This window comes from Azospirillum thermophilum (assembly GCF_003130795.1).
Lineage (GTDB): Bacteria > Pseudomonadota > Alphaproteobacteria > Azospirillales > Azospirillaceae > Azospirillum > Azospirillum thermophilum.
Genome location: NZ_CP029353.1, coordinates 1395621 through 1410297, shown reverse-complemented (window position 1 = coordinate 1410297; position 14677 = coordinate 1395621). Strand labels below are relative to the sequence as shown.

The 14677-nt window shown below is 69.7% G+C and carries 11 protein-coding genes and 2 pseudogenes; 11 read left to right on the top strand and 2 right to left on the bottom strand.

What is annotated here, in order from left to right:
- Positions 1 to 60: 60 nt before the first annotated feature.
- Both DEW08_RS33790 and DEW08_RS12880 read left to right on the top strand, forming a co-directional pair.
- Positions 61 to 180, top strand: a pseudogene (locus tag DEW08_RS33790) (ATP-binding protein); the annotation flags it as partial.
- 78 nt (positions 181 to 258) lie between these two features.
- The gene (locus tag DEW08_RS12880) at positions 259 to 1845 is read left to right on the top strand and encodes a tetratricopeptide repeat protein (RefSeq protein ID WP_245986201.1); all 1587 of its coding nucleotides are present in this window, start codon (positions 259 to 261) and stop codon (positions 1843 to 1845) included.
- 8 nt (positions 1846 to 1853) lie between these two features.
- Here DEW08_RS12880 and DEW08_RS33945 read toward each other — a convergent pair.
- A pseudogene (locus tag DEW08_RS33945) lies at positions 1854 to 2852 on the bottom strand (methyl-accepting chemotaxis protein); the annotation flags it as partial.
- 1157 nt (positions 2853 to 4009) lie between these two features.
- Between DEW08_RS33945 and DEW08_RS12870 the strand changes: the two are divergent.
- From DEW08_RS12870 to DEW08_RS12835, 8 genes are all read left to right on the top strand, one after another.
- Positions 4010 to 4804 carry a YdcF family protein gene (locus tag DEW08_RS12870; protein ID WP_109327686.1) on the top strand — a complete coding sequence of 265 codons (795 nt, stop codon included), beginning with the start codon at positions 4010 to 4012 and terminating at the stop codon, positions 4802 to 4804.
- Between the two features lie 100 nt (positions 4805 to 4904).
- Positions 4905 to 5861 carry a septal ring lytic transglycosylase RlpA family protein gene (locus DEW08_RS12865; protein WP_109327684.1) on the top strand — a complete coding sequence of 319 codons (957 nt, stop codon included), beginning with the start codon at positions 4905 to 4907 and terminating at the stop codon, positions 5859 to 5861.
- Positions 5862 to 5922: 61 nt separating this feature from the next.
- Complete coding sequence (locus DEW08_RS12860) at positions 5923 to 7083, top strand: D-alanyl-D-alanine carboxypeptidase family protein (protein ID WP_109327682.1); 1161 nt, start codon at positions 5923 to 5925, stop codon at positions 7081 to 7083.
- The gene (gene tmk / locus DEW08_RS12855; protein ID WP_109327680.1) at positions 7083 to 7724 is read left to right on the top strand and encodes a dTMP kinase; all 642 of its coding nucleotides are present in this window, start codon (positions 7083 to 7085) and stop codon (positions 7722 to 7724) included. The genes DEW08_RS12860 and tmk overlap by 1 nt, the downstream gene beginning before the upstream one ends.
- 363 nt (positions 7725 to 8087) lie before the next feature.
- Positions 8088 to 9203 (top strand): DNA polymerase III subunit delta', encoded by a 1116-nt coding sequence (locus tag DEW08_RS12850; RefSeq protein WP_245986199.1) that lies wholly within the window; start codon positions 8088 to 8090, stop codon positions 9201 to 9203.
- 39 nt (positions 9204 to 9242) lie between these two features.
- A complete protein-coding gene (gene metG, locus DEW08_RS12845) occupies positions 9243 to 10799 on the top strand; it encodes a methionine--tRNA ligase (protein ID WP_109327676.1) in 1557 nt (518 codons plus the stop codon).
- A 7-nt stretch (positions 10800 to 10806) separates the two neighbouring features.
- Complete coding sequence (locus DEW08_RS12840; RefSeq protein WP_109329814.1) at positions 10807 to 11616, top strand: TatD family hydrolase; 810 nt, start codon at positions 10807 to 10809, stop codon at positions 11614 to 11616.
- Between the two features lie 47 nt (positions 11617 to 11663).
- Positions 11664 to 12431, top strand: coding sequence for an MBL fold metallo-hydrolase (locus DEW08_RS12835; protein ID WP_109327674.1), 768 nt, complete (start codon positions 11664 to 11666; stop codon positions 12429 to 12431).
- Between the two features lie 9 nt (positions 12432 to 12440).
- Here the strand turns inward: DEW08_RS12835 and DEW08_RS12830 are convergent, their stop codons facing one another.
- Positions 12441 to 13622 (bottom strand): lysozyme inhibitor LprI family protein, encoded by a 1182-nt coding sequence (locus tag DEW08_RS12830; protein WP_168220356.1) that lies wholly within the window; start codon positions 13620 to 13622, stop codon positions 12441 to 12443.
- A gap of 218 nt (positions 13623 to 13840) precedes the next feature.
- On the opposite strand from DEW08_RS12830, the gene mazG reads away from it, so the two are divergent.
- A complete protein-coding gene (mazG, locus tag DEW08_RS12825; RefSeq protein ID WP_109327670.1) occupies positions 13841 to 14650 on the top strand; it encodes a nucleoside triphosphate pyrophosphohydrolase in 810 nt (269 codons plus the stop codon).
- The last annotated feature ends 27 nt before the right edge of the window (positions 14651 to 14677 follow it).

Below are 14677 nucleotides of genomic sequence, written 5' to 3'. Positions count from 1 at the left end.
CAATTACGGCCCCCCTCCAGCGCCGGGGGAGGGCCGGTCCTCCGCTGCACCATCGACGCGATGCACGGGCGGCGCTATGTCGGCCGGACGGATCTGCTGGAGCGGATCGCGGCAGCCCTTGGCGATGACGCACAGCCGCCGGTCGTCGTGCTGCACGGGCCGCCCGGCGTGGGCAAGAGCGAACTGGCGCGGGAATATGCCCGGCGCCATGCCGCCCGCTATCCCGGCGGCCGCTACTTCCTGGATGCCACCGGCGGGATGCCGGGCGGGCTCGCGGCCATCGGCCGCAACCGCTTCGGTGCGGAATTTCCCGGCGACCGGCCGATCCCCGAACAGTGCGAATGGACCGTCCATCGCCTGTGTGCGGAGGAGACGCTGCTGATCTTCGACAACGCCGCCTCCCCCGACGCGATCCGTCCCTGGCTGCCGCCGTCCGGCGCGCCCTGCCACGCCATCGTGACGAGCCTGTTCGAGCGCTGGCAGGGGTGGCCGGCCTGGCCGGTGCCGCCGCTGTCGGCCGCCGAAAGCCGGGACCTCGTCGCGGGAATCGCCGGCGAGGCGGCGGCCTCCCGCCATGGCGACGCCCTGGTCGCCGCGTTCGGCGGCTTGCCGGTCCAGCTCGTCCCGGCCTCCGCCGTCCTCGCCAAGGCGGTCGGGCGCGACCGCCCGATCTCCTCCGCCCTTGGCATCGGCGAGGATCTGCAAAGGAGCTACGGGGCGGCCTATGGCCTGCTCGCCCCGGATGCGCAGCTTCTCCTGCATGCGGCCGCGATGCGCAACTGCCAGCGGATCGACCGGGATGCGCTTGCCCGCGACATGGCGGACGGTGCCGGATGGGGCGAGGAGCGGTTCCTCGATCATCTCGACGCCTGCCAGGATCTCCATCTGATGGAAGGCGGCGCAACGCTGCGCATGCACCAGCTCTATGCCGCCCATCTTCTGCGCCGCGCCGCACCGGAGGGACGGGAGGCGGACCTGGCCCGCATCCGCACGGCGCAAAAGGACCGGATGATCGCGATCGCTGCAGAGCTGGCCGACGCGCCGGCCCGCAGCGACCTCGCGGACGACCTGCAAGGCTTCGCCATTGCCCCCGATGTCTGGTCCGACATCGACCTCTCCTGGCGGGATTACCACATTCTGGGTAGGGCATTGCTGGAGGTCGGTCAGTTCCCAGCCGCACTGTCCTGGTGTCAGCGTGCCGTCGCTGCAGCCGAGAGCGGCGGCATCGACGGCATCGTCGATCAGAGCAGCCTTGGAATGAGCTTGCATCTGGTCGGCATTTGCCTGTCGCAGCAGGGGCAATACGACGAGGCCATGTGCTGGTATCGGCGCGCCGTCACCGCCAAGGAAGAAGGCGACATCCACGGCCGCATCGATCAGGAGAGTCTTGGCAGGAGCCTGCATGAGGTCGGCCGCTGCCTGTCGCGGCAGGGTCGATACGACGAGGCGCTGTCCTGGTATCAGCGCGCCGTTACCGCAGCGGAGACGGGCGACATCCACGGCCGCGTCGATCAGGAGAGCCTTGGCAGGAGCCTGCATGAGGTCGGCTTCTGCCTGTCGCAGCAGGGGCAATACGATGAGGCCATGCCCTGGTATCAGCGCGCCGTCACCGCCAAGGAACAGGGCGACATCCACTGCCGCGTCGATCAAGGCAGCCTTGGCAGGAGCCTGCATCAAATCGGCTACTGCCTGTCGCAACAGGAGCGCTACGGCGAAGCGATGTCCTGGTTCGACCGCGCCGTCGCCGCGGCAGGGAAGGGCGACATCCACGGCCGGGTCGACGACGCGCTGCTGGCTTCATTTCGCCAATCCGCCGCCTTCTGCCGAAGCAAGCTCTCCGAATAGCATCCCCCTCACACCCGGATCGACGACACGAACCGCTCCGCGTCGGCCCGGAGCTGGTCGAGTTCCTGGCCGAGCTGGCCGGCGGAATAGATCATCTCGATGGCCGACTTGCCGGTCTCCGCCGCGGTGATCGCCATGGTGCTGACCCCGTCCGACACCTCCGACGAGTTGTGGCTGGCGCGGTCGACGGCCGAGACGATCTCGCGGGTCTGGACGAGCTGCTGGCTGACGGCGGCGGAGACCTCCTCCGACAGGCCGTGGACCTCCTCCACCGTGCCGCGGATGGCGCGGATGGCGTCCACCACGTCGCCGGTGGCGGCCTGGATGGCGTCGATCTGGGCGCCGATGTCCTCCGTCGCCTGGGCGGTCTGGGTGGCGAGGTGCTTGACCTCCTGCGCCACCACGGCGAAGCCGCGCCCGGCCTCGCCCGCCCGCGCCGCCTCGATGGTGGCGTTCAGCGCCAGCAGGTTGGTCTGGCCGGCGATGGCGGTGATCAGCTTGACGATCTCGCCGATCCGCTGCGAGCTGTCGGCCAGCGCCTGCACCGCCGTGTCGCTCTGCCGGGCACGGGCGACCGCGCGCTTCACCGCCTCGGCCGTCGTCGTCGCCCGCTCGCCGATCTCGCCGATCGAGGTGGACAGCGTCTGCGACACGGTGTTGACGATGCCGACCACCTCGGCCGTCTGCTCCGCCTTCTCCGCCGTGTAGAGCGCCTGTTCGCGCATCTTCTCGGCGGTGTCGCGCAGGATGTGGGAACCGGCGCGGATCTGCGCCGTCGCCGAATCGACGGTCTGCAGCACCCGGCCGAAGGCGCCGTCGAAGTCGCCGGCGACGACGCGCAGCGCCTCCTTGCGCTCCGCCTCGACCCGGCGCTCATGCTCGCGCGCTTCCAGCTCCACGGCATGGGCGCGCTGCAGGCTGTCCTGGAACACCGCGACCGCCCGTGCCATGGCGCCGATCTCGTCGCCGCGGGTGGTGCCGGGGATGGCGACGCTGCGGTCGCCGCCGGCCAGCATCTCCATCGCCCGCTCGATCAGGCGCAGCGGCCGGGTGATGCTGCGCGCGACATAGAGACTGGTGACGACGAAGCCGGCCAGCAGCAGCGTCCCCACCGTCAGCACCGTGCGGATCACCGTGTCGCGCACCGCCGTCTGTGTCTCCACCGCCGCCGCCATGCCGCTGCCGGCGGCGACCAGCAGGGCGTCGAAGCGCGGCGTCAGCGCCTGGAAGGCGTCGTTGAAGGCCTGCACCTGGGTGCGGAAGGCCTTGGTGCCGTCGACGAACTTGCCGAGGTCGGAGCGGTAGCCGCGCGCCAGCGTCTCCAGCCGCGCCTGCGTCGCCTCGTCCAGCCCGGAATCGGCCAGGAAGAAGGTGAACTCGTTGAAGGCCTTGCGGTGGCCGGACAGCAGCCCCTCGTCCTGGTAGATGATGAAGTCCTTCTCCATCTTGCGCATCGCCTCCATGCGCCCGGTCAGCTTGTCGGCATTGGGCCACTGCTTCAGCTCGTCCTCGATGGCGCGGGCGGAGCCGCGCAGCGCCCCGCGCAAGCCCGCCTCGTCGGTCAGGCCGAGGTCGGTCGCCGTGCCGACCACCGTGGCGAACAGGCCGTTGAGCGCCACCAGCCCCTGCTGCAGATTCTCCAGGTCCTCGACCGCCAGCAGCCCGGCGGACTTGTTCTTCATCTCGTCCAGCAGCCGGGCCGCCTCGGTCGCCGTGGTGGTGAAGGCGGTGGCGGCCTCCGGGTCGCGCTCCGTCACGAACCGCATGCCCATCAGCCGCAGCCGCGCCACCCGCCGCTCCAGGTCGGTGGTATGCTCGGAGGCGTCGCGGAACCGGTTCAGCTCCGCCACGGCCTCGAACACGCGCCCGGCTCCCAGCGTGACCGCCCCGCCCAGCAGGGCCAGCGTGACCAGCGACGCGGCGACCAGCAGCGCGATGCGCGTGCCGATGGACAGGTTGGAGAGCATGGCGGAGGCTTCCCTTGTTATGCGCACGGCCAATCGCCGGTCCGGCCGGCGCGGTGACGACGGCCGCACCTTAACCGCCCTGCCGGGTCGTCCCTGTTAAGCTTCGGTTGCAGAATCATTGCAGTCGCCGCGCTGGGAAACCGCCGGGGCAGCGCTTATGCTGCGCCGCGCAAGATCGGGGAGGAGTGGGGCCGGCGATGCTGTCCTTCGCACTGTCGAAGCTGTTCTGGATGCTCGCCATGCCGGGCAACGCGCTGATCCTGATGATGGCGGCCGGGGCACTGCTGCTGCGCAGCCGGCGCTGGCAGCGGGCAGGGCGGCGCCTCGTCACGCTGGCCGCGCTGCTGGGGCTGCTGGCCGGCTTCACCGCCTTCGGGCCGCTCGTCGCGCTGCCGCTGGAGAACCGCTTCCCCAGGCCGGAGCTGCCCGCCCATATCGACGGCCTCATCGTGCTGGGCGGCGCCGTCAACCCGCCGATCACCGCCGACCGCGGCGATCCTTCGGTCAACGACGCGGCGGAACGGCTGCTGGCCTTCGCCGACCTCGCCCGGCGCTACCCGGACGCCCGCGCGGTGTTCACCGGCGGGTCGGGCCGGCTGTTCGACCAGACGCTGAAGGAGGATGATTCCGCACGCGGCGCCCTGCGCGAGGCCGGCCTTGCCGAGGGCCGCGTGGTGTTCGAGGCGGACTCGCGCAACACCTGGGAAAACGCGCTGTACAGCCGCCGGCTGCTCGATCCCAAGCCGGGGGAGGTGTGGGTGCTGGTCACCTCGGCGATGCACATGCCCCGTTCGGTCGGGATCTTCCGCAGGATCGGATGGGAGGTCATCCCCTATCCGGTGGACTACCGCACGACGCATGACGCCAAGCCCTACCTGCGCTATGAGTCCGCCCGCACCCTCATGATCCTGGAGGATGCCGTGCGCGAGTGGATCGGGCTCGTCTCCTACCGGCTGATGGACCGCACCGATGCCCTGTTCCCCGCGCCCTGACCGGGCCGGCGGAGGCGGGCAGGCCATTGGCGCGGCGGGGGTAACTCGGATAGAGTGCGGGCCGCCGGATCGGCGGGGCGGGCAGAGCGGGGCAGGCGGCATGGCGCGCGGGATGGGTCTGAGGGCGGCGATCGTGCTGGCGGGCGTCCTGGCGCTCGCGGCCTGCGCGGAAAAGCCGGTGAAGCCCGGCGGGCTCCCCACCAGCGGCATCTACAAGGTCGGCAAGCCCTATCAGGTCAACGGCGTCTGGTACTATCCGTCGGAGGATTACTCCTACGACGAGACGGGGATCGGCTCCTGGTACGGGCCGGGCTTCCACGAGAAGACCACCGCCAACGGCGAGCTCTACGACCAGAACGAGCTGACCGCCGCCCACAAGACTCTGCCGATGCCCAGTCTGGTGCGCGTCACCAACCTGGAGAACGGGCGCTCCATCGTGGTCCGCATCAACGATCGCGGTCCCTTCGTGAATGGCCGTGTCATCGACCTGTCACGACGCGGCGCCCAGCTTCTGGGGTATGAGTCCGTCGGGACCGCCAAGGTCCGCGTCCAGATCCTGGCGGAGGAAAGCCGCGCCATCGCGGCGGCCGCCCGCCAGGGAACGCCCGCCCCGATCCTCGCGGAGACGGAAGGGCCGCCGCCCAAGGCCGCCCCGCGGTCGAAGGTGGAGGTCGCCGGTGCCTCGGGGCCGGTCTCCAACGGCCGGCCGGCCTCGTCCGGCGTCGTCGGCGCGCCGGTGCCGCCGCCCAGCACCGTCCCCGGTGCGGTGGTGGGCGGGCGGTTCGTCCCGGCGCCGGTTGTGGTCGACATGCCGGTCAAGTCGCAGGAGAATATCTTTGTCCAGGTCGGCGCCTTCGGCAGCGCGGAAAATGTGGCCCGGGTGCGCGCGCGTCTCGCGGCGATCGGGCAGCAGGCCGTGGTCACTCCGACCATGGCCGGCCGCCAGCGGCTGGATCGCGTGCGGGTGGGGCCGTTGCAGTCGGTCGACCAGGCGGATTCGGTGTTGAACCAGATCCTCCAGGCCGGCCTTACGGAAGCCAAAATCGTCGTCGATTGATCGCATGTCCATCGGTCACGCTCAGGGAGCGTCACCTGTTTTTCCTCGGAGGGTACTAGACATGATCGGTGTTGTCCGCGCCCGCGCCGTGCTTGGCGTGGCAGTGGCGGTCGTTGCGGCGGGCGTCGGCGCTGCGCTCAGCCTGCCGGCCAAGGCCGCGCCGCTGGAGACCATCGCCAAGCAGGCGATCCTGGTGGACATGACGACGAACACCGTCCTGTTCGAGAAGAACGCCGACGAGCGCATGGCGCCCTCGTCGATGAGCAAGATCATGACCGGCTACATGGTGTTCGACGCCCTGAAGACGGGCCGCCTGTCGCTGGACAGCACCCTGCCGGTCAGCGAGCGCGCCTGGCGGATGCAGGGCTCCAAGATGTTCGTGGAGCTGCACAACAACATCAAGGTCGACGACCTGATCAAGGGCATGATCGTGCAGTCGGGCAACGACGCCTGCATCGTGCTCGCCGAAGGTCTCGCCGGTTCCGAACCCAGCTTCGCCGAGCTGGCGACGAAGAAGGCGAAGGAACTGGGGCTGAGGAACAGCAACCTGGTGAACTCCACCGGCTGGCCCGACCCCAACCACTACATGACCGCCCGCGACCTTGCGACGCTGGCCGAGCGGCTGATCCGCGATTTCCCGGAATACTACCACTACTATTCGATCCGCGACTTCAAGTATCACGGGATCAACCAGGGGAACCGCAACCCGCTGCTCTACCGCGGCATCAACGTGGACGGCATGAAGACCGGCCACACCGAGGCCGGCGGCTACGGCCTGACGGCGTCGGGCGAGCGCGAGGGGCGGCGCCTGATCCTGGTGGTCAACGGCCTGCCCAGCATGCAGGCCCGCGCCGACGAATCGGCCCGCCTGATCGAGTGGGGGTTCCGCGAGTTCTCGACCTATGCGCTGTTCCGCGCCGGCGAGACGATCGAGCAGGTCCCGGTCTGGCTGGGCGCGCAGGACACCGTGCCGGTCACCGTCCCGCAGGACATGAAGGTGACGCTGGCCCGCGCCGACCGGCCGGGCATGAAGGTGTCGCTGGTCAGCAACGCGCCGGTCGCCGCCCCGATCAGGAAGGGCGACGTGGTCGGCAAGGTGGTGATCACCGCCCCCGGCTTCCCGGGCAAGGAGGTGCCGGTGGTGGCCGCCCAGGATGTCGAGAAGCTCGGCTTCATCGGCCGTGCCTTCGCGGCGGCCAAATACCTCGTCTTCGGTTCGTGATGACCGGCGACGCTTCGCGCGGCCGGTTCATCACCCTGGAAGGCGGGGAGGGGGCGGGCAAGTCCACCCAGCTCCGCCGCCTCGCCGGGGTGCTGGAGGGCCGCGGCCTGCCCGTGACCGTGACGCGGGAACCCGGCGGCTCGCCGGGTGCGGAGGAGATCCGCGCCCTGCTGGTCTCCGGCGAGACCGGCCGCTGGGGTCCGGTGACGGAGGCGCTGCTGCACACCGCCGCCCGCCGCGACCATCTGGAGCGGACGGTCTGGCCGGCCTTGCAGGCCGGCGGCTGGGTGCTGTGCGACCGCTTCTTCGACAGCACCATGGCCTACCAGGGCTACGGGCTCGGCCTTGGCCGCGACCTGGTCGCCGGGCTCCAGCGGGTGGCGCTGGGCGATTTCCGTCCCGACCTGACGCTGATCCTCGACCTGCCGGTGGAAACCGGCCTCGACCGCGCCGCCGCCCGCCGGGGCGGCGAGGACCGCTACGAGCGGATGGACACCAGCTTCCATCACCGCCTGCGCGACGGCTTCCTCGACATCGCCCGGCGCGAGCCCGACCGCTGCGTCGTCATCGACGCGAGCCGCAGCCTCGACGAGGTGCATGCGGCGATCCTCGACGCGGTGGACGCGCGGCTGAGGGGCTGACCTCGCCACGTTTCGGGCGGCGCTTGCCCGGATTCCGGACGGCGGATAGAGTTGTCCGATCATCGCGCGTCCCGCAGTCCCTCGCCGCGCCGCCGGGCCGGCAAGGCCTGTGCGATGGCGGACCGCACCCCGCATTGTGCAGCCGACGCACAATGAAGGCACGCGAATGATCGCCTGGAAGTCGTTGCTCCGTCACGGAAATGTCGCCTTGGATCCTGTTGTGCGCGATCGACGCGCTGCACGATGCGCCCGGCGGCGCCGTCCGGTCTCGTCCGCTCCGGCCGCCATGACGTAGCGCTGGACCCGCGTCCTCCGTTGCGCCACTCTCTCGCCCCAGATCGATCAACCGGAAGGACCAGCCCCTTGAGCCGTGCGGCCCGTACCGAGGCGCCGGTCGAGGCCGACCTGCTCGACCCGCGCCGCAACCCCGACCTGACCGGCCATGACGAGGCCGAGCGGCTGCTGCTGGAGGCCTGGAGCTCCGGCCGGCTGCCGCACGCCTGGCTGATCGGCGGGGCGCCGGGCATCGGCAAGGCGACGCTGGCCTTCCGCTTCGCCCGCTTCGTCCTCGCCCAGGGCGGGGAGCCGGCGGCGGGGCTGTTCGGGGACGCCGCACCGCCGTCCAGCCTGCGGATCGATCCTGGCCATCCGGTCTTCCGCCGTGTCGCCTCCGGCGGCCATGCCGACCTGCTGACCGTCGAGCGTCAGCGCGACGAGAAGCGTGATCGGCTGAAGCGCGACATCGCCGTGGACGACGTCCGCAAGATCGGCCCCTTCCTGCGCCGGACCTCGGCCGAGGGCGGCTGGCGCATCGCGGTGATCGACGGCGCAGACCGCATGAATCTCAGCGGCTTGAACGCCATTTTGAAGATTCTGGAAGAGCCGCCGCCCGGAGCCCTGCTTCTGCTGGTCAGCGACAATCCGGGCGGCATGCTGCCGACCATCCGCTCGCGCTGCCGCAAGCTCACTCTTAAGCCGCTACCTGAGGACACCGTCGTCAAGCTGCTGGAATCGCATCGCCCGGACGTGGCCGCGGAGGATCGGGCGGCGCTTGCCCGCCTGTCGGAGGGCAGCATCGGCCGGGCGATCGAACTGGCGGACGCCGGCGGGCTGGCGCTCTACCGCGAGATGGTCGGGCTGCTGTCCTCGCTGCCGCGGCTCGACATCGTCGCCGCCCATGCGTTCGGCGACAAGCTGACCCGCAAGCAGGACGACGGGATGTACGAGACGGCGACCGGGCTCCTCGTCTGGTGGCTGGCCCGCTTCGCCCGCTCGCTCGCCCGCGGCGCCTGGCCGGCCGAGGTGGTGGCGGGCGAGGCTGCCCTGATGACCCGTCTGGCCCACGCTCGCGGTCTTGAACGCTGGGTGGAGGTGTGGGAAAAGGTCCAGCGCCTTTTCGCCCGTGCGGAATCCGCAAATCTCGACCGCAAGCAGGTCGTGCTGAATGCCCTGGCGACGCTGGAAGCAGCCGCCGCCTGAACTATGTGCCGAAGTAACCCCTCGGGAGAGTGCCTGACGATGGCCGGGTCGAAGACCTTCTACCTCACGACGCCGATCTATTACGTGAACGACGTGCCGCACATCGGCCACGCCTACACGACCCTGGCCTGCGACGTGCTCGCCCGCTTCATGCGCCTCGACGGCTATGACGTGAAGTTCCTCACCGGCACCGACGAGCACGGGCAGAAGGTGGAGAAATCGGCGGAGAAGGCCGGCATCCCGCCACAGCAGTTCACCGACCGGGTGTCGCAGAACTTCCGCGACCTCGTCTCGCTGATGAACTACTCGAACGACGACTTCATCCGGACGACGGAGCCGCGCCACGTCAGGTCGGTGCAGGCGCTCTGGCGCAAGCTGGAGGAGAACGGCGAGATCTATCTCGGCTCCTATGCCGGCTGGTATTCGGTGCGCGACGAGGCGTTCTATGGCGAGGACGAGCTGACCACCAGCCCGGCCGGCAAGAAGATCGCACCGACCGGTGCCGAGTGCGAGTGGGTGGAGGAGCCGTCCTACTTCTTCCGCCTCTCGGCCTGGCAGGACCGGCTGATCGAGTTCTACGAGAAGAACCCGGACTTCATCGCCCCGGCCGGCAAGCGCAACGAGGTCATGGCCTTCGTTAAGTCCGGGCTGAAGGACCTGTCGGTCAGCCGCACCACCTTCAAGTGGGGCATCCCGGTTCCCGGCAACGACGCGCACATCATGTATGTGTGGCTCGACGCGCTGGCCAACTACATCACCGCCGTCGGCTATCCCGAGACGGGCGAGAGCAGCCCCTACGCCAAATACTGGCCGGCCGACCTGCACATGGTGGGCAAGGACATCCTGCGCTTCCACGCGGTCTACTGGCCGGCCTTCCTGATGGCCGCCGGGCTGGAGCCGCCGCGCCGCGTGTTCGCCCATGGCTGGTGGACCATCGAAGGCCAGAAGATGTCGAAGTCGCTCGGCAACGTCATCGCGCCGGAGACGCTGGTCACCACCTACGGCCTGGACCAGACGCGCTATTTCCTGTTGCGCGAGGTGCCGTTCGGCAACGACGGCGACTTCTCGCACAAGCAGATGGTCAACCGGATCAACGGCAACCTCGCCAACGATTACGGCAACCTCGTGCAGCGCGTCCTGTCGATGATCAACAAGAACTGCGGCGCCGCCGTCCCGACCCCCGGTCCCTTCACCGAGGCCGACGACGCCCTGCTGGGGGCGGCTCATGCGCTGCTCGGCACGGTGCGCGCGGAGATCACCGCCCAGGCCTTCCACAAGGCGCTCGACGCCCTGTGGGCGGTGGTGGGCGATGCCAACCGTTATGTGGACGAGCAGGCCCCCTGGGCGCTGAAGAAGACCGATCCGGCGCGCATGGCGACCGTCCTCTACGTCCTGGCGGAGACGATCCGTCACGTGGCGATCCTGACGCAGCCCTTCATGCCCGACGCTTCGGCGAAGATCCTCGACCAGCTCGCCCAGCCGGCCGGGGCGCGCGGCTTCGGCAGCCTGGGGGCGGGCGGGGCGCTGGTGGCCGGTACGCCGCTGCCGGCACCGCAGGGTGTGTTCCCGCGCTATGTCGAAGAGACCAAAGCCTGAGATGACGATGCTGGTTGACAGCCACTGCCACCTGGACTTCCCGGACTTCGCGGAGGAGCTGGACGCGGTCGTGGACCGTGCCCGGCAGGCCGGCATCGGCCGGATGGTCACCATCTGCACCCACCTCAGCCGGTTCGAGAGGGTGGCGGCGGTGGCCGAGCGGTTCGACGACGTCTATTGCTCGCTCGGCGTTCATCCGCATCAGGCCGCCGAGGAGGACGCCCTGCTGACGGTGGAGCGGCTGGTCGAGCTGTCCGCCCATCCGAAGGTCGTCGGGCTCGGCGAGACCGGCCTCGACTACTTCTACGACAAGAGCCCGCGCGACGTTCAGCAGGACTGCTTCCGCCGCCACATCCGCGCGGCGCTGGAGACCGGGCTGCCGCTGATCATCCACACCCGCGACGCCGATGACGACACGATGCGGATCGTCAGGGAGGAGGCCGCGGGCCGGCCGGTGACCGGGTTGCTGCACTGCTTCAGCTCCGGCCGGCAACTGGCTGAGGAAGCACTCGATTTCGGCTTCCACCTGTCGCTGTCGGGCATCGTCACCTTCAAGAAGTCGGACGACCTGCGCGCCATCGTGAAGGACGTGCCGCTCGACCGGATCCTGGTCGAGACCGACGCGCCCTACCTTGCCCCGGTGCCGCACCGCGGCAGGCGGAACGAGCCGGCCTTCACTGCGCTCACCGCCGCCTGCGTGGCCGAGGTGAAGGGGGTGGACCCGACCGAGCTGGCCCGCCGCACCACCGACAACTTCTTCCGCCTGTTCACCCGCGCCGACCGGGCGGCGCGCGGCGACGCGCGGGCCGCTGCGTGACCTCCACACCGGCCGGAGAGCCGGCGGGCACCCGGTCCGATGAGGCGATGCGCGTGACCGTGCTCGGTTGCGGCGGGTCGCGCGGCGTGCCGATCGTCGGTCTCGGCTGGGGAGCCTGCGACCCGGCCAACCCGAAGAACCGGCGGATGCGGCCGTCGATCCTGGTGGAGCAGGGCGGAGTGAGCGTCCTGATCGACACCTCTCCTGACCTCCGCCAGCAGCTGCTGGTCAACGACGTGCGGCGGCTCGACGCCGTCCTCTGGACGCATGCCCACGCCGACCATTGCCACGGGATCGACGAGCTGCGCGAGATCTGCGCCCTCATGCATGCGCCGATCCCCGCCTATGCCCGGGCGGACCATCTGGCGGAGTTGAAGTCCCGCTTCGCCTACTGCTTCGAGCCGCTGTCCGGCAGCTATCCCTTCTACCGGCCCGCCCTGACGCCTCACGATATCGAGGGACCGTTTTCGATCAATGGCTTGGGCGTGATTCCTTTCACCCAGGATCACGGCTACATGGAGACGCTGGGCTTCCGGTTCGGCCGCTTCGCCTATTCGACGGACGTGGTCCGGCTGGACGATGCGGCCTTCGCCGCACTGGAGGGGATCGAGGTCTGGATCGTCGACTGTGCGCGGATCAAGCCGCCGCACGTCGTCCACGCCCATCTCGAACTGACCCTGGAGTGGATCGCCCGTGTCCGGCCGAAGCGCGCCTACCTGACCCACATGGACAACACGATGGACTACGACACCGTCCGCCGTCTGGTCCCCGAAGGGGTCGAGCCCGCCCATGACGGGCTGGTGATCACGCTCTGACCCGCCGCCTCATTCCTCCGGCAGGAGCAGGGCGAGCCGGCCGGCGATGAAGCGGTCGGCGGCCGCCTTCGCCGCCTGCTCCGCCGTCGGGCCATTCATGCCGAACCTCTCGCGGTAGAGCTTCGCCGTAGCCGAGACGGCGGCGGGCAGGGCGGCAAGCGTCGCCTTGTAGTCCGCCTCCCGCCACAGGCCGAAATCCTTCCAGTTGCGGAACAGGGCGATGGCGCGCTGCCGCTGCTCGGCCGCCCGCCTGGCATCCGGCGACATCGGCGATTCCAGCAGGGTCGACGGCACCAGCGAGGCCTGCAGGTCGTCGACGTCGAACTGCCGCTCGTAGCCGAGGCGGATGCTGCCGCGCTCCTCCAGCGCCGGCTCCAGGACGGGATCGATGTGGGCGGCGACCTTCTTCCACTCCGGCATGTCGTAGACCGAACTTGGCGCCCGGCAGAGGGCAGGGGAGTCGTCCCGGCTGTTGCCCCAGAAGGCGCCGAACGCCTCGAAGGCCGGCTGCCCATGCCTGGTGAACAGGAAGCAGGGCGCCTCCAGCTCCGTGGTCGACAGCACATGACGCAGGAACAGCAGCGCCGTCGCCAGCGGCGCCGCCGCGACATCGCCGAGGTTGCGCATCTCCTCCGCCAGTTCACGATCGGGCGGCAGGTCGCGGTCGATCACCGCGCCGACCAGGGCCCGCTCGGCCGACTCGCGGTCGGCCACCGGCACGGCGCCGCTGTGATAGAGGTAGACGAGCCACGCCTTGGCCGCCGCCCCGTCGTAGCGTTGCAGTGCCGCCGCCGCGGCCTTGGCATCCTTCGGGATCCCGGCGGCAATGGCGCCGACCCTCTTCTGCGCCGCGCTGTCCTGGCTCTGAAGCTCGGCAACCCGCCTTTCGTGCAGGCGCTGGCAGGCCTGCAGGCCGGATTTGTCGGCACAGACCCGGTCGCGTTCCGCCAGAAAGGCCTGCTGCGCCCGCTGCACGCCGTCGCGCTCCGCCACCGGCGTGTTGCCCGTGAGGCTCCGCAGCGAGGTGGCGATATCCTCGGCGGCCAGCTTCAGGTCGGCGCTGCCGCAGATCGTCCGCTCGGCTGGCGAGGCCGGCTTGGCGCAGGACACGGCATCGGCCGCCATCGCGGCACCGGCGGAAACGGTGGCGACGGCAATGCCGGCCAGAAGCCACGAAGCGATACGGAGCATTACGGGATACCTTTGGCGACAGCCGGCCGTCCTCAGCCGTCCGGCGAGCAGCGCGGACGATAATCGATGCCCCCGGAGACCGGAAGCCATACGATGGCCCCTATTCCGAAGGCACGCTTTATTTCCATAATCTAGGTTATGCGATTTTAGTCGCGGCCTTCTCAAGACCGCCGGGTGTGGGCTATGGTCGGCCGGTCCAAACAGTGACCGGAATTCACATGTCCCGCAACATCGACCGGCTTCTCGACGTCATGGCGCGGCTGCGCGACCCTAACGGCGGCTGCCCCTGGGACCTGGAGCAGACCTACCGCAGCATCGCCCCCCATACGATCGAGGAGGCCTACGAGGTCGCCGACGCGATCGAGAAGAATGATATGCCGGCCCTGCGCGAGGAGCTGGGCGACCTGCTGTTCCAGGTCGTCTACTACAGCCAGATGGCGCGGGAAGAAGGCCTGTTCGACTTCGAGGAGGTGGCCGGCGTCATCGCCGACAAGATGATCCGCCGCCATCCCCACGTCTTCGGCGCCGACGAGGTGAAGACGGCCGACCACCAGACCTCCCGCTGGGAGGAGCACAAGGCCGCCGAGCGCGCCGCCAAGGCCGCCGAGGAAGGGCGCGCCCCGTCCGCGCTGGAGGGCGTCATCACCGGCCTCCCTGCCCTCACCCGCGCGCTGAAACTGCAGAATCGCGCTGCCCGCGTCGGCTTCGACTGGACCGACGCCCGCGACATCCTCGACAAGATCGAGGAGGAGATCGGTGAACTGCGCGCCGAAATGGACGCGAATGCCGCCCCTGAGCGGGTGGCGGACGAGATGGGCGACCTGCTCTTCGCCCTGGTCAACCTCGCCCGCCGCCTGAAGGTGGAGCCGGAAACGGCCCTGCGCGGCACCAACGCCAAGTTCGAGCGCCGCTTCCACCGGATCGAGGCGCTTCTGGCCGCCCAGGGCCGCAAGCCGCAGGACGCCACGCTGGACGAGATGGAAGCACTTTGGCAGCAGGCCAAGCGGGAGGAGCGGGGCGAGGGCTGATGCCGCCTGCCCCCGCCCGCCCCTGCC